The 24,604-nt window shown below is 68.3% G+C and carries 19 protein-coding genes and 1 pseudogene; 13 read left to right on the forward strand and 7 right to left on the reverse strand.

Going from position 1 to position 24,604, the window contains the following annotated elements:
• The first annotated feature begins 32 nt into the window (after positions 1–32).
• From gabT to AAID08_RS19680, 3 genes are all read left to right on the forward strand, one after another.
• On the forward strand, positions 33–1,295 hold the full coding sequence (gene gabT / locus AAID08_RS19670) for a 4-aminobutyrate--2-oxoglutarate transaminase (protein WP_054503044.1): 1,263 nt from the start codon (positions 33–35) through the stop codon (positions 1,293–1,295).
• 147 nt (positions 1,296–1,442) lie between these two features.
• Entirely contained in the window at positions 1,443–2,915 is a 1,473-nt protein-coding gene (locus AAID08_RS19675) for an NAD-dependent succinate-semialdehyde dehydrogenase (protein WP_054503045.1), read from the forward strand.
• A 194-nt stretch (positions 2,916–3,109) separates the two neighbouring features.
• On the forward strand, positions 3,110–3,964 hold the full coding sequence (locus AAID08_RS19680) for an inositol monophosphatase family protein (RefSeq protein WP_064524273.1): 855 nt from the start codon (positions 3,110–3,112) through the stop codon (positions 3,962–3,964).
• A gap of 192 nt (positions 3,965–4,156) precedes the next feature.
• Here the strand turns inward: AAID08_RS19680 and AAID08_RS19685 are convergent, their stop codons facing one another.
• From AAID08_RS19685 to AAID08_RS19715, 7 genes are all read right to left on the reverse strand, one after another.
• A complete protein-coding gene (locus AAID08_RS19685) occupies positions 4,157–4,984 on the reverse strand; it encodes an NAD-dependent protein deacetylase (RefSeq protein WP_116791885.1) in 828 nt (275 codons plus the stop codon).
• A 91-nt stretch (positions 4,985–5,075) separates the two neighbouring features.
• Positions 5,076–6,023, reverse strand: coding sequence for a serine O-acetyltransferase EpsC (epsC, locus tag AAID08_RS19690; RefSeq protein WP_054445629.1), 948 nt, complete (start codon positions 6,021–6,023; stop codon positions 5,076–5,078).
• 181 nt (positions 6,024–6,204) lie between these two features.
• Positions 6,205–7,257, reverse strand: coding sequence for a UDP-glucose 4-epimerase GalE (gene galE, locus AAID08_RS19695; RefSeq protein ID WP_054503294.1), 1,053 nt, complete (start codon positions 7,255–7,257; stop codon positions 6,205–6,207).
• 13 nt (positions 7,258–7,270) lie between these two features.
• Entirely contained in the window at positions 7,271–8,944 is a 1,674-nt protein-coding gene (pgi, locus tag AAID08_RS19700; RefSeq protein ID WP_395756810.1) for a glucose-6-phosphate isomerase, read from the reverse strand.
• Positions 8,945–8,957: 13 nt separating this feature from the next.
• Positions 8,958–10,361 (reverse strand): phosphomannomutase/phosphoglucomutase, encoded by a 1,404-nt coding sequence (locus tag AAID08_RS19705; RefSeq protein ID WP_054503049.1) that lies wholly within the window; start codon positions 10,359–10,361, stop codon positions 8,958–8,960.
• A gap of 18 nt (positions 10,362–10,379) precedes the next feature.
• Complete coding sequence (locus AAID08_RS19710) at positions 10,380–12,641, reverse strand: GNVR domain-containing protein (RefSeq protein ID WP_054503050.1); 2,262 nt, start codon at positions 12,639–12,641, stop codon at positions 10,380–10,382.
• 14 nt (positions 12,642–12,655) lie between these two features.
• Positions 12,656–13,792: a polysaccharide biosynthesis/export family protein gene (locus AAID08_RS19715; RefSeq protein WP_054503051.1), complete on the reverse strand. Its 1,137-nt coding sequence runs from the start codon at positions 13,790–13,792 to the stop codon at positions 12,656–12,658.
• A 250-nt stretch (positions 13,793–14,042) separates the two neighbouring features.
• Here AAID08_RS19715 and AAID08_RS19720 point away from each other — a divergent pair, with 250 nt between their 5' ends.
• From AAID08_RS19720 to AAID08_RS19765, 10 genes and pseudogenes are all read left to right on the forward strand, one after another.
• Positions 14,043–15,452: an undecaprenyl-phosphate glucose phosphotransferase gene (locus tag AAID08_RS19720; protein ID WP_395756811.1), complete on the forward strand. Its 1,410-nt coding sequence runs from the start codon at positions 14,043–14,045 to the stop codon at positions 15,450–15,452.
• A 73-nt stretch (positions 15,453–15,525) separates the two neighbouring features.
• A pseudogene (locus AAID08_RS19725) lies at positions 15,526–15,972 on the forward strand (GDP-mannose mannosyl hydrolase); the annotation flags it as partial.
• Positions 15,973–15,983: 11 nt separating this feature from the next.
• Entirely contained in the window at positions 15,984–17,414 is a 1,431-nt protein-coding gene (locus AAID08_RS19730) for a mannose-1-phosphate guanylyltransferase/mannose-6-phosphate isomerase (RefSeq protein ID WP_395756812.1), read from the forward strand.
• Positions 17,407–17,814: a VanZ family protein gene (locus AAID08_RS19735; RefSeq protein WP_395756813.1), complete on the forward strand. Its 408-nt coding sequence runs from the start codon at positions 17,407–17,409 to the stop codon at positions 17,812–17,814. Before AAID08_RS19730 ends, AAID08_RS19735 begins: the two co-directional genes overlap by 8 nt.
• A gap of 10 nt (positions 17,815–17,824) precedes the next feature.
• On the forward strand, positions 17,825–18,934 hold the full coding sequence (gene gmd, locus AAID08_RS19740; protein WP_054503055.1) for a GDP-mannose 4,6-dehydratase: 1,110 nt from the start codon (positions 17,825–17,827) through the stop codon (positions 18,932–18,934).
• 6 nt (positions 18,935–18,940) lie between these two features.
• Positions 18,941–19,894, forward strand: a complete 954-nt coding sequence (locus tag AAID08_RS19745) for a GDP-L-fucose synthase (protein ID WP_054503056.1) — start codon at positions 18,941–18,943, stop codon at positions 19,892–19,894.
• 30 nt (positions 19,895–19,924) lie between these two features.
• On the forward strand, positions 19,925–21,241 hold the full coding sequence (locus tag AAID08_RS19750; RefSeq protein ID WP_054503057.1) for a lipopolysaccharide biosynthesis protein: 1,317 nt from the start codon (positions 19,925–19,927) through the stop codon (positions 21,239–21,241).
• Positions 21,242–21,261: 20 nt separating this feature from the next.
• Positions 21,262–22,164, forward strand: coding sequence for a glycosyltransferase family 2 protein (locus AAID08_RS19755; RefSeq protein ID WP_054503058.1), 903 nt, complete (start codon positions 21,262–21,264; stop codon positions 22,162–22,164).
• 23 nt (positions 22,165–22,187) lie between these two features.
• Entirely contained in the window at positions 22,188–23,480 is a 1,293-nt protein-coding gene (locus AAID08_RS19760; protein WP_054503059.1) for an O-antigen ligase family protein, read from the forward strand.
• A complete protein-coding gene (locus AAID08_RS19765) occupies positions 23,473–24,603 on the forward strand; it encodes a glycosyltransferase (protein WP_395756814.1) in 1,131 nt (376 codons plus the stop codon). The genes AAID08_RS19760 and AAID08_RS19765 overlap by 8 nt, the downstream gene beginning before the upstream one ends.
• Position 24,604 lies beyond the last annotated feature (1 nt).

Genomic DNA, 24,604 nt, shown 5'->3' on the forward strand with positions numbered 1-24,604 from the left:
GGTTTACCGTCCACTTGCCATCCGAGGCTGAGATGAAGAATCAGGATTTGAATACCCGCCGTTCCCTGGCCACGCCGCGCGGCGTCGGCGTCATGTGCGACTTCTATGCCGTGCGCGCCGAGAACGCCACGCTGTGGGACGCCAACGGCAAGGAATACATCGATTTCGCGGGCGGCATCGCGGTGCTGAACACCGGCCACCTGCATCCCAAGGTCAAGGCCGCCGTCAGCGCCCAGCTCGACAACTTCACCCACACGGCCTACCAGATCGTGCCGTACGAAGGCTACGTCTCGCTGGCCGAGCGCATCAACCGCCTGGCCCCGATCGACGGCCTGAAGAAGTCCGCCTTCTTCACCACCGGCGTCGAAGCCGTTGAAAACGCCATCAAGATCGCGCGCTCGGCCACCGGCCGCTCGGGCGTCATCGCCTTCTCGGGCTCGTTCCACGGCCGCACCATGCTGGGCATGGCGCTGACCGGCAAGGTCGCCCCCTACAAGCTGTCGTTCGGCCCGATGCCGGGCGACATCTACCACGTGCCGTTCCCCAACGGCACCCAGTCGATCACTGTCGCCGACTCGCTCAAGGCGCTGGACCTGCTGTTCAAGGTCGACATCGATCCCAAGCGCGTCGCCGCGATCATCATCGAGCCGGTGCAGGGCGAAGGCGGCTTCAACATCACCCCGCCCGAACTGATGGTGGCCCTGCGCAAGCTCTGCGACGAGCACGGCATCCTGCTGATCGCCGACGAAGTGCAGACCGGCTTCGGCCGCACCGGCAAGCTGTTCGCCATGGAGCACCACTCGGTGCAGGCCGACCTGATCACCATGGCCAAGAGCCTGGGCGGCGGCTTCCCGATCTCGGGCGTGGTCGGCCGCGCCGACGTCATGGACGGCCCGGCGGCGGGCGGCCTGGGCGGCACTTATGCCGGCAACCCGCTGGCGGTGGCCGCGGCCCACGCCGTGCTGGACGTGATCGCCGAGGAAAAGCTGTGCGAACGCGCGGTGCAACTGGGCGACAAGCTGCGCGCCCACCTCGAGGGCCTGCGCGCCAAGGTGCCGGGCATCGCCGACGTGCGCGGCCTGGGTTCGATGGTGGCGCTGGAACTGAACGACGCCAACGGCAAGCCCGACGCCGAGGCGGTCAAGAAGGTGCAGGCCCGCGCCATCGAGCAAGGCCTGATCTTGCTAAGCTGCGGTGTATACGGCAACGTCCTGCGCTTCCTGTACCCCTTGACCATTCCCGACGCCCAGTTCGACCGCGCGCTGGCCATCCTGGCCGAAGCCCTGGCCGCCTGAGGCCGCGCAACCCGATCATCCGGTTTTTCGGCTGGCAGGCATGACGATTGCGGGCGTGGCGAGCATTCCGGGCGGATTCCGCCCGGGGATGCACGCCGCGCCCGCGTCCGCTTTGGCGGCCGCGTTCCCTTTGAGGAGACTAATGCAATGACTTCTTCTTTGACCCATCCCCTGTCGCGCCCCGAACTGCTGCGCGACGCCTGCTACATCGACGGCAAGTGGGTATCCGCCGGCAACGGCCCGTCGATCCCCGTGGACAACCCCTCCACCGGCAAGACCATCGTGTCGGTGCCCAAGCTGGGCCGCAAGGAGACCGAGCAGGCCATCGCCAGCGCCCAGGCCGCCCTGCCCGCCTGGAGCGCCAAGACCGGCAAGGAACGCGCCGCGATCCTGCTGAAGTGGGCCCAGTTGATGATGCAGAACCAGCAGGACCTGGCCGCCATCATGACCTCGGAACAGGGCAAGCCCGTGACCGAGGCCGCCGGTGAAATCGCCTACGCCGCCTCGTTCCTGGAGTGGTTCGCCGAGGAAGCCAAGCGCATCGACGGCGACGTGCTGCAAAGCCCCAAGGCCGGCCAGCGCCTGCTGGCGCTCAAGCAGCCGATCGGCGTTACCGCCGCCATCACGCCGTGGAACTTCCCCGCCGCCATGATCACCCGCAAGGTCGGCCCGGCCCTGGCCGCCGGCTGCACCATGGTGGTCAAGCCGGCCCAGCAGACGCCGCTGACCGCGCTGGCGCTGGCGGTGCTGGCCGAGGAAGCCGGCGTGCCGGCCGGCGTGTTCCACGTCATCACCGGCAGCTCGCGCGACATCGGCGCGGCGCTGTGCGAAAGCGAGGTGGTGCGCAAGCTGAGCTTCACCGGCTCGACCGAAGTCGGCCGCACGCTGATGGAGCAATGCGCCCCCACCATCAAGAAGCTGTCGCTGGAACTGGGCGGCAACGCGCCCTTCATCGTGTTCGACGACGCCGACCTGGACCGCGCGGTCGACGGCATCCTGGCCTCGAAGTACCGCAACGCCGGCCAGACCTGCGTCTGCGCCAACCGCATCTACGTGCAGGCCGGCGTGTACGAGGAAATCGCCAAGCGCCTGGTGGCCAAGGTCAACGCCATGAAGGTCGGCGACGGCTTCGAGGACGGCGTGACGCAAGGTCCGCTGATCGATACCAACGCCATCGAGAAGGTGCAGGAACACATCGCCGACGCCACCGCGCACGGCGCCAAGGTCATCGCCGGCGGCAAGCCGCACGCGCTGGGCGGCACGTTCTTCGAGCCGACCGTGGTGCGCGACGTGACCCAGTCGATGCGCTTCGCGACCGAGGAAACCTTCGGCCCGGTGGCGCCGCTGTTCCGCTTCGAGTCCGAGGAAGAAGTCATCGGCATGGCCAACGACACCATCTTCGGCCTGGCCGCCTACTTCTTCACCCGCGACTACGCCCGCATCTGGCGCGTGTCGGAGGCGCTGGAATACGGCATCGTCGGCATCAATACCGGCCTGATCTCCAACGAAGTCGGCCCCTTCGGCGGCGTCAAGCAGTCCGGCCTGGGCCGCGAAGGCTCGAAGTACGGCATCGAGGAATACCTCGAGATCAAGTACCTCTGCGTCGACCTGGGCGCCTGAGCGCACCACCCTCCCCCGGGCGCCCGCCCGGGGGGTAAACGGGGCTCCGGTCCCGTTTATCCCCAGGAATTGTGGACAACCTGGCAGATAACTCCTGCACAGGTGGAAAATTCCCTTTTAGTTCATGCGGTTATAAATCGCGATCAAATGCCGCCCAGGCGTGATAGATTTGCGCGTTCCCTGGACGAGCGACCATGAGCAGAACCTTTACCCGTGACGACACCCGCAAGCTGGCCGGCATCCTGGCCGAAGCCGCGCAGGCGGAGGTCATGCCGCGTTTTCGCAACCTGCCCGAGGGCAGCGTGCGCGACAAGAGCTCGCCGCGCGACCTGGTCACCGATGCCGACGAAGCCGCCGAACGCCTGATCGCCGCGCGCCTGGCCAGGCTGCATCCGGGCGCGGTGCTGATCGGCGAGGAAGCCTCGACCCGCAACCCGGCCCTGCTGAACATGCTGGTGGACGCCGAACTGGCGTTCCTGATCGACCCGATCGACGGCACCCGCAACTACGTCGCCGGCCTGCCGCTGTTCGGCATGATGATCGCGGCCTGCCATCGCGGCGACGTGATCGCCGGCGTGATCTACGACCCGGTCAACCGCGACAGCGCGCTGGCCGTGCGTGGCGAAGGCGCCTGGATGGAGTACGAGAACGGCAAGCAGGCGCCGCTGGCCGTGGCCAGCCCCGCGCCGCCCGAGGACATGGACGGCCTGATCTCGACCGGCGCCCTGCCCGAGCCGCTGCGCACCACCGTCAACGGCAACCTGTCGCGCCTGGGCAGCACGGCCAGCCTGCGCTGCGCCGCCCACGAATACCGCATGCTGGCGGCCGGCCACAGCCACGTCGCGCTGTACAACCAGTTGACCGCCTGGGACCACGCGGCCGGCTGGCTGCTGCACCGCGAGGCGGGCGGCTACGCGGCGCGCTTCGACGGCTCGCCCTACAAGCCCACCCACCGCAGCGGCGGGCTGCTTTACGCCCCGGACGCAGGGAGCTGGCACGCGGCGCGCAAGGCCCTGCTGGGCGACGCCATTGCCGACGTCGAAGGCTGAATACCGGGGCCAGACCACCATGGATCGGTCGGAAATGCCCCTAACATGCTCGCAAAATCGGGGTAATCCCTAGGAATTATCCACAGTATCTGTGGACAACCCTTTGGAAAGGTCTGTAACGGCGCAAAAAAATCCTTACAGGGCGGGCACTTGGTTAAACCGGTCAAAAACCGGCCGCTGTCCGTCCCGCTTTTATGCCGCCGTCAGCGCCTCAAGCGCCACCGCGCTGGGCAGCTCGATCTTGAGCGTCAACAGGTTGTCGGCCCGCGTGCGGCCCAGGTTGATGGCCGCTATCGGCATGCCGTTGCGGGAGGCCGCCGTGACGAAGCGGTAGCCCGAATAGACCATCAGCGACGAGCCCACCACCAGCACCGCGTCGGCCGCCATCAGGCCGGCATTGGCGCGGTCGACCCGCTCGCGCGGCACGGTCTCGCCGAAGAACACCACATCGGGCTTGACGATGCCGCCGCAGACCGGACAGGGCGGCACCTTGAACGAAGCGAAGTCCACGCCCTCCAGGTCGGCGTCGCCGTCGGGCGCGTCATCGGCCTCGAAGGCGATCCAGCCGGGGTTGTATTGGTGCAGCGTGTCCTGCCAGGCATCGCGGCGGCCGCGCCAGTCGCAGTTCATGCAGCGCACCTGGTCGAGCCGGCCATGCAGGTCGACCACGTCGCGGCTGCCAGCGGCTTCGTGCAGGCCGTCGACGTTCTGCGTCACCAGGACCGACACCCGGCCGCGCTGCTGCAATTGCGCCAGCGCGCGATGCGAGGCGTTGGGTTGCACCTGGCCGAAGCGGCGCCAGCCCACCATGCTGCGGGCCCAGTAGCGGGCGCGCGCGTATTCGCCGCCCATGAAAGTCTGCAGCGTCATGGGCGGGGAACGTTTCCATTCGCCGTCGGTGTCGCGGTAGTCGGGGATGCCGGAATCGGTGCTGACGCCCGCCCCGGTCAGCACGAACAGCCGCGGGTGGCGGTCGACGAAGCCGCGCAGCGCGGCCAGATCCGAAACACGTGTGTCCATCCAGGCTCCCGTATCGAATCCCGGGCGTCAGCGCCGCCCGGGCGAGAGGCGGGCGGCGCCAGGGCCGCCCAGCCGAAACGCGGACGCCGTCTCAGCCGCCCAGGCCGCAATCCGGCATGTCGCTGACCAGGCTGGCCTGGGTGACGTTGCTGCCCGGCGGCACGCTGCGCGTGAGCCAGACGTTGCCGCCGATGGTCGAGCCCTTGCCGATGGTGACGCGCCCCAGGATGGTGGCGCCCGCGTAGATCACCACATCATCTTCGATCAGCGGGTGGCGCGCCAGGCCTTTCTTGAGTTCGCCGTTCTCGCCCGGCGGGAAGCGCTTGGCGCCCAGCGTGACCATCTGATAGAGGCGCACGCGGTCGCCGATGATGGCGGTCTCGCCGATCACCACGCCGGTGCCGTGGTCGATGAAGAAGCTGCGGCCGATGGTGGCGCCGGGATGGATGTCGATGCCGGTGTCGGCGTGGGCGATCTCGGCCACGATGCGGGCCAGCATCGGCACGCCCAGGCGGTACAGCACGTTGGCCAGGCGATGGTGGATCATGGCGGCCACGCCGGGATAGCACAGCAGCACTTCGTCGACGCTGTGCGCGGCCGGGTCGCCCTGGTAGGCGGCGGTCACGTCCAGGTCGAGCGCGGCGCGCACGCGCGGCAGCTCGGCGCCGAACTGGCGCACGATGTCGATGGCGCGCTGCTGCGAAGCGGCCAGCAGCGCCGGATCGTCGCGACCGACGTATTGCAGTTCCAGGTTGACCTGGTGCAGCAGCGCGTCCAGCGCCGCGCCGATGGTGTGGCCGACGTAGAAGTCCTCGACCTCCTCGCGCAGGTCGATGGGCCCCAGCCGCATCGGGAACAGGGCGCCACAGAGGTCCTTGATGATCTGGCGCAGGGCTTCCTGCGACGGAAACTCGCGCAGGCCGGCGTCTTCGCGCAGGCGGCCGCGCGGGCCGCGCCAGGCCACCCGCGCCTGGCGCAGGCCGGAGACGATGCTGTCCAGGTTCCAGTGGGCGGTGGGAAGGTAGGCCGGGCCGCTCATTGGAACAGCCCCGGCTGGGTGCCGGCCGGGCCGGCGGACGGAAGGGAATCGAGCATGACAGTGCCTCGGTGACGGTGCATCGCGCGCGACGGCGGGGCCGCGCGGATGCTGCTTCGCAATATTTCCGTCAACTGTAACCGCTCGGCCCGCTTCGCGGAACCCATCCGACACGCCGTTGGGGTTATGCCGCCGGCGGATCCGTCTCGTAACCGCGCGGGTTGCCCTGCTGCCAGCGCCAGCCGTCGGCGCACATGGCATCGACCCCGCGCGTGCTGTGCCAGCCCAGCAGCGAGGCGGCCAATGCCGGGTCGGCCCACATCCGCTCGATATCGCCGGGACGGCGCGGCCCGGTGCGCAGCGGGATGCGGCGCTGACTGACGCGCTCGAACGCATGCACCAGTTCCAGCACGCTGGTGCCGCGCCCGGTGCCCAGGTTGACCGCCACGAAACCGGGGTGGCCGGTGGCGTAGGCCAGCGCCTGCACATGGCCCTGCGCCAGGTCCATGACATGCAGGTAGTCGCGCACGCCCGTGCCGTCCGCGGTGGCGTAGTCGTCGCCGAACACGTTCAGGAACGGCTGCCGCCCCACCGCCACCTGCGTGATGTACGGGAACAGGTTGTTGGGCACGTCGCGCGGACTCTCGCCGATCTGGCCGCTGGGATGCGCGCCGATCGGATTGAAGTAGCGCAGCGTCACCGCGCCGAACGCCGGCTCGGCCGCGCACAGGTCGCGCAGCATCTGCTCGACCATCAGCTTGCTGCGGCCGTACGGATTGGCCGGCGCCAGCGGATGCGCCTCGGTGAACGGCAGCGAGCGCGGCTCGCCATAGACGGTGGCCGACGAGCTGAACACCAGGCGCGTCACGCCCTCGTCGCGCATGGCGCGCAGCAATGCCACCGAGCCCGACACGTTGTTGTCATAGTACTTGAGCGGGTCGGCCACCGATTCGCCGACCGCCTTGCAGCCGGCCAGGTGCAGCACCGCCTGCACCGGGTCGCCGCGCCGCGCCTCGCGCGCCAGCAGCGCCTGCACCAGCCCGGTCTGGCGGATGTCGCCCTCGACCAGCGGGATCGACGCGCCGCACAGGCGCTCGACCCGCCGCACCGCCTCCGGGCTGCCGTTGCTGAAGTTGTCCAGTACCAGCGGCCGCTGGCCGGCGGCCAGCATCGCCACCAGGGTGTGGGCGCCGATGTAGCCGGCGCCGCCCGTGACCAGCACGCGCATCTCGCTCATGCCCGGCTCCCGGTCAAAGATGCGCCGCCACGCCGGGCAGGCGGGCATGGCGCGGCTGCGGCGCCTGGGCGTGGCCGCGATAGCGGTCGATCCAGTACGAGGTGGACGCGTCGTGGCCCCAGTCGACCACGCCGGCCGACACCGGCACCGCCAGCTCGCGCTCGATGCCGGTGGCCAGCCGCTTGCCCAGTTCCACGCCCCACTGGTCGAAGGGATTGACGCCCCACACCACGCTCTGCACGAACACTTTGTGTTCATACAGCGCCAGCAATGCGCCCAGCGCGCGCGGCTCCAACTGGCGCAGCACGATCAGCGTGGACGGCCGGCCGCCCGGGTGCACCATGTGATGCGCCAGCGTCAGCGCCTGCCCGGGGTCCTCGACATGGGCCACGTCCAGCAGCGCCTGCTCCAGATCCTTGCCGCGCAACAGCGCCTGGCGCTGCGCCAGGCAATTGGCCAGCAGCATGCGGTGGGCGTCGGGGCTGTCCGGGTGGCCCTGCAGGCTGGCGATGAAATCGACCGGCGCGCCATGCGCGCTCTGGTGCAGCCATTGGAAGAAGGTGTGCTGGCCGTCGGTGCCCGGCATGCCCCAGATGATCGGGGCGGTCGGCACGTCCACCGCGGCGCCGTCGCCGCCGACGCGCTTGCCCAGCGACTCCATTTCGAGTTGCTGCAGGTAGGTCACCAGGTGCAGCAGCCGCGCGCTGTAGGCGGCGATGTTGAGCGAGCCGTGGCCCAGCACGCTGCAGTTGACCAGGCCGGCCAGCGCCAGTTGCACCGGCGCGTTGGCTCCCAGCGGCGCCTGCTGGAAATGCTGGTCCATGGCCTCGGCGCCGGCGCGCATGCCGATCAGCACGTCGGCGCCGACGGTGAGCGCGATCGACAGCCCGGCCACCGACCAGACCGAATAGCGTCCGCCGACCCAGTCGCACATGCGAAACACCTGGCCTGCCGGCACCCCCAGGGCGCGCGCGGCCGGCGCGTTGGCGGTGACCGCCGCCAGGTGCGCGGAGGGATCGGCCACCCCGCCCTGCCGCAGCCAGGCAATGGCGGCGCGGGCGTTGTGCAGGGTCTCGACGGTGGTGAAGGATTTGGACGACACCACCACCAGGCAGCGACGCGGGTCCAGCCCGGCCACCGCGTCATGGAAGGCGTGGCCGTCGATGTTGGAGACGAAACGGATCTGGCGCCGCTGGCCCGGGCCGCCAAAGGCCTGGATCGCCAGGCGCGGCCCCCAGTCACTGCCACCGATGCCGATGTGCAGCACGGTGGCGAAGTCGGCGTTCTGGTCGACGTGCCGCACGAAATCGGCCATGCGCGAATACTCGCAGACCGAGTCCCGGTCCTGGCCTTCAGGCTGTTCGCGGGTGCGGCCGGCGCGCAGCGCGGTGTGCCAGGCCGGCTTGCCCTCGGTCCAGTTGACCGGGCCGCCGGAGAACAGCGCCTGCCGCGCCTCGTCCAGGCCGCGGGCGCGCAACAGCGCCTGCGCGGCGGCGTCCAGCGCGGGCGATTGCCGCTGCATGGTCAGGTCCACGCACAGGCCAGCCGCCTCGATCACCTTCAATGCGCCCGCGTCCAGCGCGGCGCCGTGCGCCGCCTGCGCGAAAGCGCGCCATTCCAGGCTGGCGGCGAGGCTGTCGGCCTCAACCGCGGCCTCGGCCTCTCTCGCAAAATTCGCATTACCCATCGCGTGATGCTCCTTAGAACGGTAAACGGATATGGGGGGCAACGCGCCGGAACGCGTTGCGGAAGTCCTCCTCGATGCGGGCCAGGGCGGCCACGGAGTCTCCTTCGAAGCGCAACACCACCGTGGGCGTGGTGTTGGACGGCCGCGCCAGGCCGAAGCCGTCGGCGTAGTCGACCCGCACGCCATCCAGGTCATTGATGGAAAGCGCGCCCGGAAACTGGCCGCCGGCGCGCAGCGCCTCGACCAGCTCGAACTGCTCGCCCTGGGTGGTTTCCAGCTTGATTTCGGGGGTGGCGCAGGACTGCGGCAGGCTCTCGAGCAGCGCCGACGGATTGGGCGCGCCGGACAGGATCTCCAGCAGTCGGGCGGCGGCGTAGATGCCGTCGTCGAAGCCGTACCAACGCTCCTTGAAAAAAATGTGGCCGCTCATCTCGCCGGCCAGCAGCGCCCCGGTCTCGCGCATCTTGGCCTTGATCAGCGAATGGCCCGTCTTCCACATGGTGGCCTTGCCGCCGGCCTCGGTGATGGCGCGCGCCACGTGGCGGCTGCACTTGACGTCGTAAAGGATCTCGGCGCCCGGGTTGCGCGCCAGCACATCGCGGGCGAACAGGATCAGTTGGCGGTCGGGCCAGATGATCTGGCCCGACTTGGTGACCACGCCGAGCCGGTCGCCATCGCCGTCGAACGCCAGCCCGACTTCGCAGTCGGAGTAGCGCAGGCAATAGATCAGGTCCTGCAGGTTCTGCGGATCGGCCGGGTCCGGGTGATGGCCGGGGAAAGCCCCGTCCACCTCGCAGAACAGCTCGGTGACCTCGCAGCCCAGGGCGCGGAACAGCGCCGGCGCCACCGCGCCGGCCACCCCGTTGCCGCAGTCGATGGCGATTTTCATCGGGCGCGCCAGGCGGATATCGCCCACCAGCCGCGCCGCGTAGCAGGGCTGGATCTGCATCTGCGTGCGGCCGCCGGCCACGCTGGCCGACTCGATCGGCAGGCGCATGGCGTCGCGCAGCGCGATGATGCCGTCGCCATACAGCGAAGCGCCGTCCAGCACGATCTTGAAGCCGTTGTGGGACGGCGGATTGTGGCTGCCGGTGACGGCGATGCCGGCGCCGGTGTCCATCAGGCGGGCCGCGAAATAGACCATCGGCGTGGTCGCCATGCCGATGTCGATCACATGCAGGCCGGCCGAACGCAGCCCGGCCTGCAGCGCCGCCGCCAGTTCCACGCTGCTCAGGCGCCCGTCGCGCCCCACCACCATGGCGCGCGCGCCCAGCTCCAGCGCCCGCACGCCGGCCGCCATGCCCAGGCTGTGGGCGAAGCGCGCGTCGATTTCATCGGGCACCGTGCCGCGTATGTCATACGCCTTGAAGACCGCATCCAGGATCTGCGGGGTTTCCCAGCCAAACGTTCCATGCATGCCAGTTCTCCGCGGAGGTTACTTGGGGCCGTTCTGCTTGAAATCACCGTAATAAGCGGCTCGCGAATAGCGGTATCCGCCATACTTGGAGCGGAACCCGAAGCGCTCGGGCATCAGTTTGAGTCCGTTGAACAGCACCCCGTCGACCGGCGCGCCGGCCTGGATCAGGCGCTTGGCGGTTTCGCGGATCTCGCCCACGGTGTTCATGCCCGACCGCACCACCACCATGACCGCCGCGGCATGCGTGCCGACCACGGCGGCGTCGGGCGAGGACAGCACCGGCGCCGTGTCCAGGATGACCATGTCGTACTGGCTGGCCAGTTCGCGCAGCGTCTGGCCGAAGATCGGCGAGGCCAGCAGTTCCGAGGGATCGAAGCTGACCGCGCCCGTGGAAATGAAATCCACCCCCTCCGAGACGCTATGCTTGCGCACGCGTTCGAGCGGCAGCGTGCCCGACAGCACCTCGAACAGGCCGTCTTCCTTGGGCACGCCGAAATAGCGATTGAGCTGGCCCTTGCGGAAGTCGGCGTCGATCAGCAGCACGCGCTTGCCGACCCCGCCCTGGATGAAAGCGAAATTGGCCGACAGGAACGATTTGCCGACGCCCGCCACCGGGCCCGTGAACATGACCATATTGTTGGCCGACTGGCGCAGCGAGGCCTGCAACACGTTGCGGAAGGATCGCAGGCTCTCGATCGGCGGCGCGTTGCCCTGGCTCTGCGCCAGCAGCGCGGGCACCGTGGCGTTCTTGCGGCGGCTGCGGCGCCACAGCTTGTCCTGCAGGTCGCTGTGCGGAATCGCCGCCAGCACCGGCAGGCCGGTGTAGCGCTCGACATCGTCCGGCTCGGACAGGCCGCCGAACAGCGCGTTGCGCACGAAGGCGCACAGCACGCCGATGATCAGGCCGATGGCCGTGACGACGGCGATGATGATGGCGGCCTTGGGCCGCACCGGCTTGTCCGGCTGCACGGCGGCGTCCAGGATGCGCACGTTGCCGACCTTGCCGGCGCGGATCAGGCGCAATTGCTGGGCGTTGTTGAGCAGACCCGTGTACAGCTCGGTGTTGACGCGCACATCGCGCACCAGCCGCACTACGTCCTGCTCCAGGTCCGGCAACTGCTTGATGTTGTCGCCGATGCGGTTGACGTCGCCCGTCAGCGAGGCGATCTGGCGGTCGATCGCGACGATGCTCGGATGGGTCGGCGCGAACCGGGTGATCAGCTCCTGGCGCTTGGCGCGCAGTTCCATCACCTTGGTCTGGGCGTCCACCGACTGCGCCAGGATCAGCTTGGCCTCTTCGCTCAGGTCGATGGTGCCGCGCTTGTTGCGCAGCGAGTTGTACTTGGTCTCGGCCGCGTCCAGTTCGCGCTTGAGCTGCGGCAACTGCTGGTCGAGGAAGGCCAGCGACTTCTCGGCCTGCGCCGACTTGCGGTTGACGTTCTGCTGCACGTATTCCTGGCCGATCTGGTTCAGCACCGCCGTGGTCAGCACCGGATCGTTGCCTTCCAGCGTCACCCCGATCACGCCCGAGGTGCGGCCGCGCTCGAAGATGCCCAGGCGCGACTGCACGTCCTCGATCGCCGCCAGGCGCGAGGTGCGCGACACCGTGTACTCCGTCCCGGGACGGCCGTTGAGCGCGTCGACGTGCACGTCCAGCGCGCCGCCGCCAGGCAGCAGGAAGTGCTCGGGCTTGCCGACCGTGCCGTTGAAGGTGGCGCCGGTGAGCTTGTCGTTCAGGGTGTAGGCGCCCTCGCCCAGGTTGGTGATGCGAAAAGGCTTGCCCAGCCATTCGTTCGGCACGTCCAATTGCGAGATCGAGATCGACTCGCCGCCCCAGGCGTAGCCGCCGCGGGGTAGCCCGGATGGATACGGCAGGCTTTCGTGGCGCTGCGCCAGCCATTCGCCCACCACGGGGAAGTAGCGCGGCTTGGCGTGGATGTAGAGCATGAACTTGTCGACGGCCGGCCCCACCACCATGCGCGAACGCAGCACTTCCATTTCGCCGGAGGTTTCGGCCTTGGTGTCGAAGATGGCCGAGACGTCGCCCAGGAGGCTGCGACTCTGGCCTTGCGGCAGCTCCTCCTCCACCTGGACGATGATGTCGGCCGAATAGACCGAGGGGGTCACCATGACGTAGGCAACGGCCCCCAGCAGTGCGATCAGGGTGATGGCGATGATCAGCCAACGGTTGGAGAAGATGGCGTCCACGTGCGAGGACAGCGGGGTTTCCTGCTGGCGAGCCGGGACGGAGGGCTCGAACGATTCGATGGGCAACGGCATGCAGCTCTCCAGGGTTACTTGATGGAATGCACGGTCTGTACCGTCTGTGCACTCGGGAACAGATTGCTGATGAAGCGGTTCCACCGCACCAGCGCCGCCGTATCGACGAAGACGACGTCCTTGGGTTGCAACTCGAACTTCTCCGCCACCGCATAGGCCTGCGGCGAGGCGGCATTCAGGTGGAACACCAGCGGCGTTGCCTGCTCGGTGCTGCGCACCACGAACACCTGCGACGAATCCGCGGTCAACTGGTTGGGCCCTCCCGCCACGCCCAGCGCCTCGTTCAACGTCAATCTGCCGTCGCGCATCACGATCGTGGCCGGCGTAGTCACTTCGCCCGTCACGAACACCTTGCTCTCATCCCTCGGAGTCACCCGGACGATGTCGCCCGACTTCAGCATGACCTGGTTCAGGTCCTGGCCACGGTCGATCAGCGCGGGCAGATTCACGCGGGTCTTCTTGCCTTCGCGGATGACGTACACGCTGCTGCGGTCGCCCGTGGGCAATACGCCGCCCGCGCGGTTGATCGCCTCCAGCAAGGTCATGGGAATGTCGTTGATCGCCACCGTGCCTGGCGTCTTCACCTCGCCTTCGACGTAGACCCGCTTGCTGCGGTAGCCCAGCACGCGCACCGTGATTTGCGGGTCCTGAATGTATTTGCCGGAACTGTTGACTATGAGATTGCGCGCCTGCAGTTCAGTCAACCCCGCCACTTTCAGCAATCCCGTATAGGGAAATTGGATGTATCCAGAGGACGAGACCGTATACCCCGGAATGCCCGATGCGGTGTCCCCGAAGGCTAGTTCGGTCACCCCAGTGCCGATGGCGTAGGTTTGCGTCGGAAGGACGAGCTCGGGGTGATCCCAGACCACGATCGAGAGGATGTCCCCGGGACCGATGCGATAGGGCTCGGCCTTGTCGACCAGCCGCGAAATGCCGTCGTTGTCCAGCAGCGCCTGCCGCGCGCGGTTGTCGTCCAGCACCAGCGAGGGCGTGATCTCCTTGATCTGCGCCACCGAGTTCGGATCCAGCGGATCGACCAGGTGCTTGGCATTGAAGGTCATGCCGGGAGAAAGGGCGCAGGCGCCCAGCGAGGACACGAGCGCAATGGCTGCGATGGCTCGGCTCAACGTTCCGAAAAATGTCGTCATGGCGAATCCACTGTGAATGACTTCGTTGCTTGGAAAGGAGCCCGATGCGTAACGGGTTGCGACATTCCACTCCCTTTTCCAGGCCCCGCACATTCGACGGATGCCCTAAGCCTTCTCCTACATCGTTTGGAGGTTTCGGGTGCGCCGGGCACTCAATAAGATTTCCACGGTAGCCACATGCTTTGCGGCGGCGCACCGTTTTTTTTTTCCGCGCGGCCGCAGGGCGACTCCCCGAACAAAGGAGTACGCGATGGACCCGTCCCTTACGGACACGTCGGCGAGGTCGAACCGATCCAGCTATCTCTACCGGCTGTTGGATGCCGCGATCGTCATCATCTGCGGCCTCGCCGTCACCGAGCTGAAGTTCTCGGACGAGGCGATGGCGGATCCTCCGCAGATCCACCTGTTCCTGATCTACCTGTGCGGCCTGGGCGTCATCGCGCTGTTCCCGGCCTTCCGCCTCTATGTCTCCTGGCGCGGCCGCCGCCTGACCGACCTGGTGGTGCGCAGCCTGGCGGCCTGGGCCACGGTGTTCGCCCTGGGCATTCTGGTCAGTTTTCTCATGCATCAGAGCGCGGCGGTATCGCGCTTGTGGGCGGCGACCTGGTTCGGCTCCGTCGCCCTGGCGCTGGCCGGCGTGCGCCTGGCGGCCTACACCATCCTGGGCGCGGCGCGCGACCGCGGCCTGGACCGCAAGCGCGTGCTGCTGGTCGGCTTCGGCGCGCTCGGCCACGACCTGTGGCGCCGTGTCGAACGCTACCGCGAGGCCGGCTACGAGATCGCCGGCATTTATGCCGAAGCCCACGAAAACCTGCCGCCGCAGGTGCGCCGCCTGCACGAGCTGGACGCGCTGCATGGCTTCGTGCGCGAGCACAATGTGCGGGAAGTCTGGATCGTGCTGCCGATGGAGGCAGGCCAGGAATTGCGCGAGGTGCTCTACCACCTGCGCAACGACCTGGTGGACATCCGCTGGATCCCCGACGTGATGTCGATCCAGTTGCTGGGACACCGCATCGGCGAGTTCCTCGGCCTGCCCGCCATCCAGCTCAACAGCCTGCCGGCCGCCGGCGTGCGCGACCTGGCCAAGGAAGCCTTCGACCGCGCCTTCGCGCTGTGCGCGCTGGTGGGGTTGTCGCCGGTGATGCTGACGGTGGCGTGCCTGGTGAAGCTGACCTCGCGTGGGCCGGTGCTGTTCACCCAGCCGCGCCTGGGCGTGGACGGCAAGGTGTTCCACGTCTACAAGTTCCGCACCATGACCGTGCACCAGGAGCACGGCGTGGTCACCCAGGCCACCCGCAATGACGCCCGCATCACCCGCATCGGCGGCTTCCTGCGCCGCACCAGCCTGGATGAACTGCCGCAGTTCCTGAACGTGCTGCGCGGCGACATGTCCGTGGTCGGCCCGCGTCCGCACGCGCTGGAGCACAACGAACTCTACAAGGACCTGGTACAGCGCTACATGATGCGCCACCGCGTCAAGCCGGGCATCACCGGCTGGGCCCAGGTCAACGGCCTGCGCGGCCAGACCGACACGCTGCGCAAGATGAGCGACCGCATCGAGCACGACATCTATTACATCCAGCACTGGACGTTCCGGATGGACCTGATGATCATCGCCCGCACGGCGGTCTCTGGATGGACGGGCCGAAATGTCTACTGAACCGCTCGGCTGGCCCCTGATCGTCCCGGCGCGCGTGCGTTTCTCGCCCGGCCCGGCCGCGCCGGCCCCCGGCCTGCTGGCCGAGGACGACTTCCGCCGCGCGGTGGAGATGCTGCCGCTGGTGTCCATCGACCTGCTGCTGCGCGACGCCGAGGGCCGCTACCTGACCGGGCTGCGCAGCAACCCGCCGGCCCAGGGCGCCTGGTTCGTGCCGGGCGGCCGCATCCGCAAGAACGAGACGCTGGCGCGGGCGCTGCAGCGCATCGCCCGCGAGGAACTGGGCGTGACGCTGCCGCCCCCCGCCTGGCGGCCGCGCGGCGTGTACGAACACTTCTACGACACCAATTTCGCCGGCGAGCCCGGCCGTTCCACCCATTACGTCGTCCTCGCCTACGAGGCCGATCTGACGCTGGATGCCGGCAACCTGCCGCTGGGCCAGCACCGCCGCTACCGCTGGCAATCCCCGGCGGCCATCGCCGCCGATCCCGGCGCGCATCCGAACACCCAGGCCTACTTCAAGGAGTCAGCGCCATGCCCCACCCCCATCCCCCCTACCGGGCCGTCATCCTTTGCGGCGGTTCGGGTTCGCGCCTGTGGCCCCTGTCGCGCGAGCTGCTGCCGAAGCAGTTCATCCGTTTGACCGATGACCGCAGCCTGCTGCAGAACACACTGCTGCGGCTCGGCTCGGCCGGCGCCCAGCCCAAACCGATGCTGGTCTGCAACGCCGCCCACCGCTACATCGCGGCCGAACAGGCGCAGGAACTGGGCATACAGGACGCCGAGATCGTGCTCGAACCGCACGCCCGCAACACCGCGCCCGCCATCGCCGCCGCCACGCTGCGGGCGATGCGCGACGGCGAGGATCCGGTCATGCTGATCATGCCGTCCGACCACGTGCTGGAGGACGGACCGGTGCTGGCCGCCGCCTTCGCCGAGGCCTACCAGGCCGCCCGCCAGGGCGCGCTGGTGACGTTCGGCATCACGCCCACGGCGCCGCTGAGCGGCTACGGCTACATCCAGGCGGCCGAGCCGGACGACCTGGCGCCGGCGCGACGCGTGCGCCGCTTCGTCGAGAAGCCCTCGCCCGAAGTGGCGCAGCGCTTCATCGAGACCGGCAGCTACTACTGGAACAGCGGCATGTTCGCCTTCCAGGCCTCGGTGTTCCTGGCCGAGATGGAACGCCTGGCGCCGCGCATCCTGCAGCAGGTGCGCGCGGCCGTGGCCGCCGGCCATGGCGAAGACAGCCTGTTCCAGTTGGACGGCCCCGCCTTCGAGGCCTGCCCCAGCGACTCGATGGACTACGCCATCATGGAACGCACCGACAGCGCCGTGGTCATCCCGCTGGCAGCGCCCTGGAGCGACGTCGGCGCCTGGGACGCGGTCTGGGGCATCGCCCGCAAGACGGCCGAGGGCAACTCCACCAGCGGCGACGTGATGGTCGAGGACTCGCGCAACTGCCTCATCCATTCGACCAGCCGGCTGGTGGCCTCGGTGGGACTGGACGACATCGTGGTGATCGAGACCGCCGACGCGGTGCTGGTGGCGCACAAGACCCGCTCGCAGGACGTCAAGCGGCTGGTGGAGGCTTTCAAGGGCCAGCGCCGCAGTGAAATGAACCACCACCGCGAGGTGCAGCGGCCCTGGGGCTCGTATGACTCGGTGGGCCAGGGGCCGCGCTACCAGGTCAAGCGCATCACCGTGAAGCCGGGCGCGCGACTTTCGTCGCAGATGCACCATCACCGCGCCGAACACTGGGTGGTGGTGTCAGGCACGGCGCGCATCTACAACGGCGACAAGCAATACCTGCTGACCGAAAACCAATCGACCTACATCCCGCTGGGCGAGGTCCACAGCCTGGAGAACCCCGGCAAGATCCCGCTGGAAATCATCGAGGTGCAGTCCGGGGCGTATCTGGGCGAGGACGACATCGTCCGTTTCCAGGACATGTACGGCCGTGTCTGATCCGCGGCGCGCGGCCTCGTCCTTCTTGCGCCCGGGGGCGGCGCGGATCTGCCTGCCCGCGGCGGCGCTGTTCTTCCTGGCGCTGGTCACGGTGGGCAACCTGCCAGGCCTGGCGGCGGAAATGTCGGCCACCTTCGGCGACAAGCGCCTGCACCTTGCGGCCTACGCCTTTCTGACGGCGCTGATCTACGCCTCGGTGCGTCGGCGCCCCGCGCTGACGGCGCTGGCGATCGTGACGGCGCTGGGCGCGCTGGACGAAATCATCCAGTCCTTTTTTGCCTATCGACAGGCTGATCTCTTAGACCTTCTGGCCGATATCTCCGCGGCGGGTGCGACAGTAATCTCGTTGAACATCGGTTCCGCAGCCTTCGGCTCCTTTCGTGCAGTGACTAAGTCTTAAGGATAAAACCATGCCAAAACGGGCACTGATTACCGGCGTCACCGGACAGGACGGCGCATACCTGGCCGAGTTCCTGCTGGCCAAGGGCTATGAAGTCCACGGCATCAAGCGGCGCGCGTCGCTCTTCAATACCGCGCGCATCGACCACCTGTACCAGGATCCGCATGACCAGCCGCGCAACTTCGTGCTGCACCACGGCGACATGACCGACTCCTGCAGCCTGATCCGCATCGTGCAATCGGTGCAGCCCGACGAGATCTACAACCTGGCGGCGCAGAGCCACGTCGGCGTGTCGTTCGAAGAACCGGAGTACACCGCCAACGCCGACGGCCTGGGCACCCTGCGCCTGCTGGAGGCCATCCGCATCCTCAAACTGGAGGACAAGGCCCGCTTCTACCAGGCCTCGACCTCGGAGCTGTACGGCCTGGTGCAGGAGACCCCGCAGAAGGAAACCACGCCGTTCTATCCGCGCAGCCCCTACGCCGCCGCCAAGCTGTACGCCTACTGGATCAGCGTGAACTACCGCGAGGCCTACGGCATGTATGCCTGCAACGGGATCCTGTTCAACCACGAATCGCCCAAGCGCGGCGAGACCTTCGTGACGCGCAAGATCACCCGCGGCCTGGCCCGCATCGTGCTGGGCCTGCAGGAATGCCTGTACCTGGGCAACCTGTCGGCGCTGCGCGACTGGGGCCACGCGCGCGACTACGTCGAAATGCAGTGGCTCATGCTGCAGCAGGACACGCCGGAGGACTACGTCATCGCCACCGGCATGCAGTACAGCGTGCGCGAGTTCATCAATACCGCCGCGCGCGAGCTGGGCATCCTGCTGGCGTGGGAAGGCGAGGGCCTGAACGAAACCGCCACGGTGCTGTTCAGCCCGGTGCACGACATCAAGGCCGGCCAGGTCATCGTGCGGGTCGACCCGCGCTACTTCCGTCCGACCGAGGTCGAGACCCTGCTGGGCGATCCGACCAAGGCGCGCGAGAAGCTGGGCTGGTCGCCCCGCACCACCTTCGCCCAACTGGTCAAGGAGATGGTCGAGAGCGACCTGAAGGACGCGCGCCGCGATGCCCTGGTGGAGCAGAACGGCTACGAAATCTACGCCTACAAGGAGTAGCCCGCCATGAGCCATCAGGATCAACGCGTGTTCGTGGCCGGCCATCGCGGCATGGTGGGCGCGGCGCTGGTGCGCGAGCTCCAGGGCCGCGGCTACCGCCAGGTCATCACGCGCAGCCACAGCGAACTGGACCTGGAGAACCAGAACCAGGTGCACCGCTTCTTTTCGACCACGCCGGTCGACGTGGTGTACCTGGCGGCCGCCAAGGTCGGCGGCATCCTGGCCAACCAGAACCATCCGGTGGACTTCCTCTACCGCAACCTGATGATCCAGTGCAACGTGATCCGCGCCGCCTACGCGGCCGGCGTGCGCAAGCTGCTGTTCCTGGGTTCGTCCTGCATCTATCCGCGCGACGCGCCGCAGCCGCTGCGCGAGGACGCGTTGCTGACCGGTCCGCTGGAAGCCACCAACGAGCCCTACGCCATCGCCAAGATCGCCGGGCTGAAGCTGTGCGAGGCCTACCAGCGCGAGCATGGCGCGCACTTCGTCTGCGCCATGCCGACCAACCTGTATGGCCCGCACGACAACTACGACCTGCACAGCAGCCACGTGCTGCCGGCGCTGATCCGCAAGTTCCACGAGGGCCGCGAGGCCGGCGACGACAGCGTGACGCTGTGGGGCAGCGGCAGGCCGCTGCGCGAATTCCTGTACGTGGACGACCTGGCGCGGGCCTGCGTGATGCTGATGGAAACGCCGTCGGCCGAGGGCATGTACAACATCGGCGCCGGCCAGGACCTGTCCATCGCCGAGCTGGCGCGGGTGGTGGCGCAGGTGGTCGGCTACCAGGGCAACATCGTCTACGACGCCAGCAAGCCCGACGGCACCCCGCGCAAGCTGATGGACTCGTCCAGGGTGCGCGCCCTGGGCTGGAAACCGGAGATATCGCTTACCCATGGCGTGACGCTGGCCTATGGCCATTTCCTGCGCGAGCAGGCGCGTCCGCCGCTGCCCGTGGCCTGAGCGCCACGCCAACCGAGCACAGGCCCACCGATGATCCGACTCATCAGGCAGCACGTCGCCGGCAATGCCTCGTTCTGGGGGCTGGTGGAATACGGCATCGGCCCGGTCGCGGCGCTGGTGGCGCTGCCCATCCTGTTCCGCCAGTTGGGCACGGTGGGATTTGGCCAGTACTCGATGATCATCGCGCTGGCCGGCTTCGGCAACGCCGCCAACCTGGGCGCCGCCGTGACCGCCACCAAGCTGGTGTCCGAACGCCTGCACGAGCCGGGCGGCGCCTACCGCGCGGCAGGCGTCGCCATGTCGCTGATCGGCTGCGCGCTCGGCGTGGTGACGGCGGCCGCGGCGTTGCTGTGGGGCGTGGTCTGGCTGGGCTGGCCCGCCGCCACCTTCGGCGGGGTCGCGGTGACGCTGCTGGCCATGCCGGCGCTGGCGGTCTACCTGACGCAGCAATACGACCAGTTGATGTCCGGCTGCCTCAAGGGCCGCGAGGATTTCCGCGCCACCGCCCTGTGCGAAGTCTTCAGCCGCAGCGGCACCATGGCGCTGGCCTGCGCCGCCGCCTGGCTGACCGCTTCGCCCACCTGGACCGGCCTGGCCCAGGCGGTCGGCCTGCTGCTGGCCGGCTCGGTCAAGATGCGCGTGTTCGCGCGCCGCTACGGCCATGCGCTGGTGCGCCCGGTGCGAGACCGCGGCGCGATGCTGGCGGCGTTCAAGTTCTCGCGCTGGTCCTGGCTCAACAGCCTCAGCGCCCTGGCGTTCGGCTCGGTCGACCGGGTGCTGGTGGGCAGCCTGATGGGCCCGGCCGCGCTGGCCATCTACACGGTCGGCGTGCAGGTCGGCCAGATGATCCACACCGCTTCGGTGGCGATTTTCCAGAAGGCCATGCCGCGCGTCAGCCGGCTGGCCGCGGCGCCGCCCCATCCCGGCGCCGCCGAAGAGGAAATCCGCCGCCTGATGCGGTGGAACCTGCTGCTGTCGGCCGGCGCCACCGTGGCGGTGCTGGCGGTCAGCGCGCCGCTGCTGGACCTGCTGCTGGGCCAGGCGGTGGCCGAGGGCCACCTGGGCACCTTCCGCCTGCTGATCGCCGCCTCCGGGCTGCTGTCGCTGAACGCGGCCGCGCATTTTTCCCTGCTCGGGCTGGGCAACTCGCGCGCAGTCGCCATTCTGAACGGCCTGGGCGGCCTGGCCATGCTGTGCGTCATGGCCGTCCTGGTGCACGCGGCGGGCGAACACGCCGCCGCCTGGGGCCGCATGGCCTACGCGGCGATCACGCTGGCCGGCGTGGCGCTCGCCATCCGTCAATCCCGGCCCGACTACCCGGGCGCAATGCCTGCGGCCACCCGGTAGTGAACATGCTGAGGTCTTATATGCGCAAGCGTCACAACGAGTACTCGCGTGAACTGATCGATTTCGTGAGCGAGCTGCGCCCGCCCGCGCCGATCGCCGGCGGCCTGTTGCCCAAGCTGACCATCGTGACCCCCTCGTTCAACCAGGCCCGCTTCCTGGAACGCACCATCGTGTCGGTGCTCAACCAGGGCTATCCGCGGCTGGAGTACATCATCATCGACGGCGGCTCGACCGACGGCAGCGTCGACATCATCCGCAAGTACGAGCGCTACCTGACCCACTGGGAAAGCGCGCCCGACCGCGGCCAGTCGCACGCCATCAACAAGGGCTTCGAGCGCGCCACCGGCGACTATGTCGGCTGGCAGAACTCCGACGACCTGTACTACCCGGGCGCCCTGCGCAAGCTGGGCGCGGCGGCGGCGCGGGGCCGGGCGCCGATCGTCAGCGGCAACCTGTTCGTGGCCGACGCCGACAACCACATCTTCCGCAAGATCCACTACACCCCCGTCAACCGCGGCACGCTGACCGTGGTCAAGGCCTCGATCCCGAACCAGTCGGCCATCTTCCGCCGCGACCTCCTGCTCAAGCACGGCCTGTTGCAGGAAAGCATGCGCTACTGCATGGACCTGGAACTGTGGAGCCGGCTGCTGCGCGAAGGCCGCAACCAGATCGTGCCGGACGCGATGGGCGTGTACACCGCCCATGACGAGACCAAGACCGCGCTGATGCAGGACGTGCTGCTGGAGGAACGCCAGCAGATCGTCGAGCGTATCCGCCGCACCGAACCGGGCATGGGCAAGCTGTTCGGCCTGTCGTGCCGGGCGTCGCAGGTGGCGGCGCACGCGCGCCAGGGCGATCTGTCCTACCTCGTCGAAAAGCTCGCCATCAAACTGTTCGGACGCGACGACTGGGCCGCGCACTGACCCCACCCAGCCATGGAGCCGCCATGCATCCGCACCGCCGTCTTTCCACGTTGCACCTGCTGGGCCTGTTCGCCTTCACCGCGCTGGCGCTGAACGACGACCACTTCATCCTCGGGGTGGGCAGCTTCAAGCTGTCGCCGTTCGACGTGCTGTTCGTCGCCATCCTGGTGGTCAAGGCGTTGCGGCTGGCGGACCCGGCCGCCTATGCCCTGCCGCGCGGCGCGCTCGGCATGCTGCTGGGCCTGCAGGTGCTGACGGTGATCTACCTGCTGCTGGTGTCGCTGCATCATCCGGGCATCGAGACCGGCGACGTCGCCCGCGACCTGCGCATCGTCTTCTACTTCCTGAGCGTGCCGTTCCTTTGCTACAAGGACATCGACAGCCCGGCGGCCTACGCCCTGCTGCAAAAGTACATCGTGGCGGCGTGCCTGGCCGTGGCCACGCTGATGCTGCTGGAGCAGTTGCAGGGCTTCAGCGTCGCCAACCCGCTGCGCAACGTGCGGCTCGGCGTCTGGGCGATTCCGTTCGGCGTGGTGTCGCTGCTGTACTTTCGCAAAACGCTCAACGTGTCCGGCCCCAAGGCCTACGCATTGACGGTGTACATGCTGCTGGCGCTGGTGTTCTCGCTGAACCGCAGCCAGTACCTGCAACTGATGGTGTCCGTGCTGCTGGCGGTGATGCTGGCGGCCGGTTCCGACGTGCGCCGCCGGGTGGTGATGATCTTCGCGCCGGCGGCGGTGGCCGGCATCCTGGTGTTCGCCAGCATCGGCTACCTGGAGGTGCTGACCAACCGCGTCTTCAGCGTCGAACGCCTGGACGAGGACTCCAGCTACGGCGCCCGCATCCAGGAGATGCAGGGCCAGATGGACTCGTTCGCCGAGAGCCCGGTGTTCGGCAAGGGCGCCGGCTTTCGCAGTTGGGTGATGGGCGAGAACGGCTTCGAACTGAGCACGTTCGCGCACAATTCCTGGGCCTTCTACCTGATGAAGTTCGGCATCGTCGGCACGGCGATGATCATGCTGCCGCCACTGCTGATCCTGCTGCTGTCGCTGTTCCGGCGCTACGCCCACCCCGGACTCGAACTGCATCGACGCTATCTGCTCGCCACGGCGCCGATCTACATCTTCATCGACTCGCTCTCGGGCGGCCTGGCGTACGCCCCCAAGACCGCCTTCACCGGCTTCCTGCTGTGCTACTGCCTGTCGCTGATACGCAATGCGCGGGCCATGCCCGTGCCCACGCCCGCACCCGCGGCTCCCAGCCCCCGTCCGGACGCCATGCGCCGGGCGTCACCGCGAGTACTGCCCCATGCCTGATGTCCTGTTCGTCGCGCCCGACCTGCACGGCGGCGTCGGAAGATGCGTTGCCTTCATCGCCGATGCCCTGCCCGAGCGGGGCCAGGACGCCGCGCTGTTCCTGCTGCGCTCGCGCAACCGCGAGTACCCGGTCGCCAATCCACGCGTGACACGGGCGCTGCCGGTCATCGAATCGCCCACCTCGCTGCGGCTGATGCTGCCGGTGGCGTTCTGGCGCCTGCTGAAGCAGATCCGCCGTGACCGGCCCGCCATCGTCTGCTCGCACGGCCTGCTGTGCAATATGCTGGTGGTGCTGGCCAGGAAGCTGCTGCGCGGCAAATTCGCCACCGTCGCCTTCGAGCACAGCAGCCCCGCCATCCATTACGGCGCGTCGCGCATGCGGCGGCTCAAGTGCTGGCTGGTGAGCCAGACCTACCGCCGCCACGACGCCGTCGTCGGCGTGTCGCGCGGCGTCAAGGAAGACCTGGTCAGCATGTTTCCGCCGCTGCGCGGCAAGGTGCGCACCATCTACAACGGCGTGCCGCTGGACGAGGTGCGCGAGCAGAGCGCGACGTCCACGGACGCCGAGCCTGCCGCCGCGCCCTACCACGTGGTCGCGGTCGGTCGCCTGGAGGCCGTCAAGGACTATGCCACCCTGATCGACGCCGCCGCGCTGCTGGACGACCCGGGCATCCGCTTCACCATTTTGGGCGAAGGCTCGGAACACGCCGCCCTGCAAAAGCGTATCGACGCACGCGCCTCGCGCAGCCCGGTGACGCTGGCCGGCCACATCGACAACCCGTTCCCGGTCATCGCCGGCGCCGGCGCCTTCGCCCTGACCTCGGTGCGCGAGAGCTTCGGCAACGTGCTGGTCGAGGCGCTGTGCCTGGGGGTTCCTGTCATTTCCACCGATTGTCCGCACGGGCCGGCCGAGATCCTCGACGCCGGCCGCTACGGGCTGCTGGTGCCGGTGGGCGACGCGGCGGCCCTGGCCGCGGCGGTGCGCCGCCTGGCCTACGACGGCGACATGCGCGCGAAACTGGCGGCCGACGGCCCCGGGCGCGCCGACGCCTTTTCACTGGAGCGGCACTGCCGCGACGTCATCGAGCTGTTCCAGCCGCTGATGCGGCGCGCCGCCTCCTGAA

This window comes from Achromobacter sp. EB05 (genome assembly GCF_044232075.1).
Taxonomy (GTDB): Bacteria; Pseudomonadota; Gammaproteobacteria; order Burkholderiales; family Burkholderiaceae_B; genus Achromobacter; species Achromobacter dolens.

What these genes read in the sequence shown, in the direction of transcription:
- gabT (WP_054503044.1), top strand. Translation starts at nt 33, where the DNA reads ATGAAGAATCAGGATTTGAATACCCGCCGTTCCCTGGCCACGCCGCGC.
- AAID08_RS19675 (WP_054503045.1), top strand. Translation starts at nt 1,443, where the DNA reads ATGACTTCTTCTTTGACCCATCCCCTGTCGCGCCCCGAACTGCTGCGC.
- AAID08_RS19680 (WP_064524273.1), top strand. Translation starts at nt 3,110, where the DNA reads ATGAGCAGAACCTTTACCCGTGACGACACCCGCAAGCTGGCCGGCATC.
- AAID08_RS19685 (WP_116791885.1), bottom strand. Translation starts at nt 4,984, where the DNA reads ATGGACACACGTGTTTCGGATCTGGCCGCGCTGCGCGGCTTCGTCGAC.
- epsC (WP_054445629.1), bottom strand. Translation starts at nt 6,023, where the DNA reads ATGAGCGGCCCGGCCTACCTTCCCACCGCCCACTGGAACCTGGACAGC.
- galE (WP_054503294.1), bottom strand. Translation starts at nt 7,257, where the DNA reads ATGAGCGAGATGCGCGTGCTGGTCACGGGCGGCGCCGGCTACATCGGC.
- pgi (WP_395756810.1), bottom strand. Translation starts at nt 8,944, where the DNA reads ATGGGTAATGCGAATTTTGCGAGAGAGGCCGAGGCCGCGGTTGAGGCC.
- AAID08_RS19705 (WP_054503049.1), bottom strand. Translation starts at nt 10,361, where the DNA reads ATGCATGGAACGTTTGGCTGGGAAACCCCGCAGATCCTGGATGCGGTC.
- AAID08_RS19710 (WP_054503050.1), bottom strand. Translation starts at nt 12,641, where the DNA reads ATGCCGTTGCCCATCGAATCGTTCGAGCCCTCCGTCCCGGCTCGCCAG.
- AAID08_RS19715 (WP_054503051.1), bottom strand. Translation starts at nt 13,792, where the DNA reads ATGACGACATTTTTCGGAACGTTGAGCCGAGCCATCGCAGCCATTGCG.
- AAID08_RS19720 (WP_395756811.1), top strand. Translation starts at nt 14,043, where the DNA reads ATGGACCCGTCCCTTACGGACACGTCGGCGAGGTCGAACCGATCCAGC.
- AAID08_RS19730 (WP_395756812.1), top strand. Translation starts at nt 15,984, where the DNA reads ATGCCCCACCCCCATCCCCCCTACCGGGCCGTCATCCTTTGCGGCGGT.
- gmd (WP_054503055.1), top strand. Translation starts at nt 17,825, where the DNA reads ATGCCAAAACGGGCACTGATTACCGGCGTCACCGGACAGGACGGCGCA.
- AAID08_RS19745 (WP_054503056.1), top strand. Translation starts at nt 18,941, where the DNA reads ATGAGCCATCAGGATCAACGCGTGTTCGTGGCCGGCCATCGCGGCATG.
- AAID08_RS19750 (WP_054503057.1), top strand. Translation starts at nt 19,925, where the DNA reads ATGATCCGACTCATCAGGCAGCACGTCGCCGGCAATGCCTCGTTCTGG.
- AAID08_RS19755 (WP_054503058.1), top strand. Translation starts at nt 21,262, where the DNA reads ATGCGCAAGCGTCACAACGAGTACTCGCGTGAACTGATCGATTTCGTG.
- AAID08_RS19760 (WP_054503059.1), top strand. Translation starts at nt 22,188, where the DNA reads ATGCATCCGCACCGCCGTCTTTCCACGTTGCACCTGCTGGGCCTGTTC.
- AAID08_RS19765 (WP_395756814.1), top strand. Translation starts at nt 23,473, where the DNA reads ATGCCTGATGTCCTGTTCGTCGCGCCCGACCTGCACGGCGGCGTCGGA.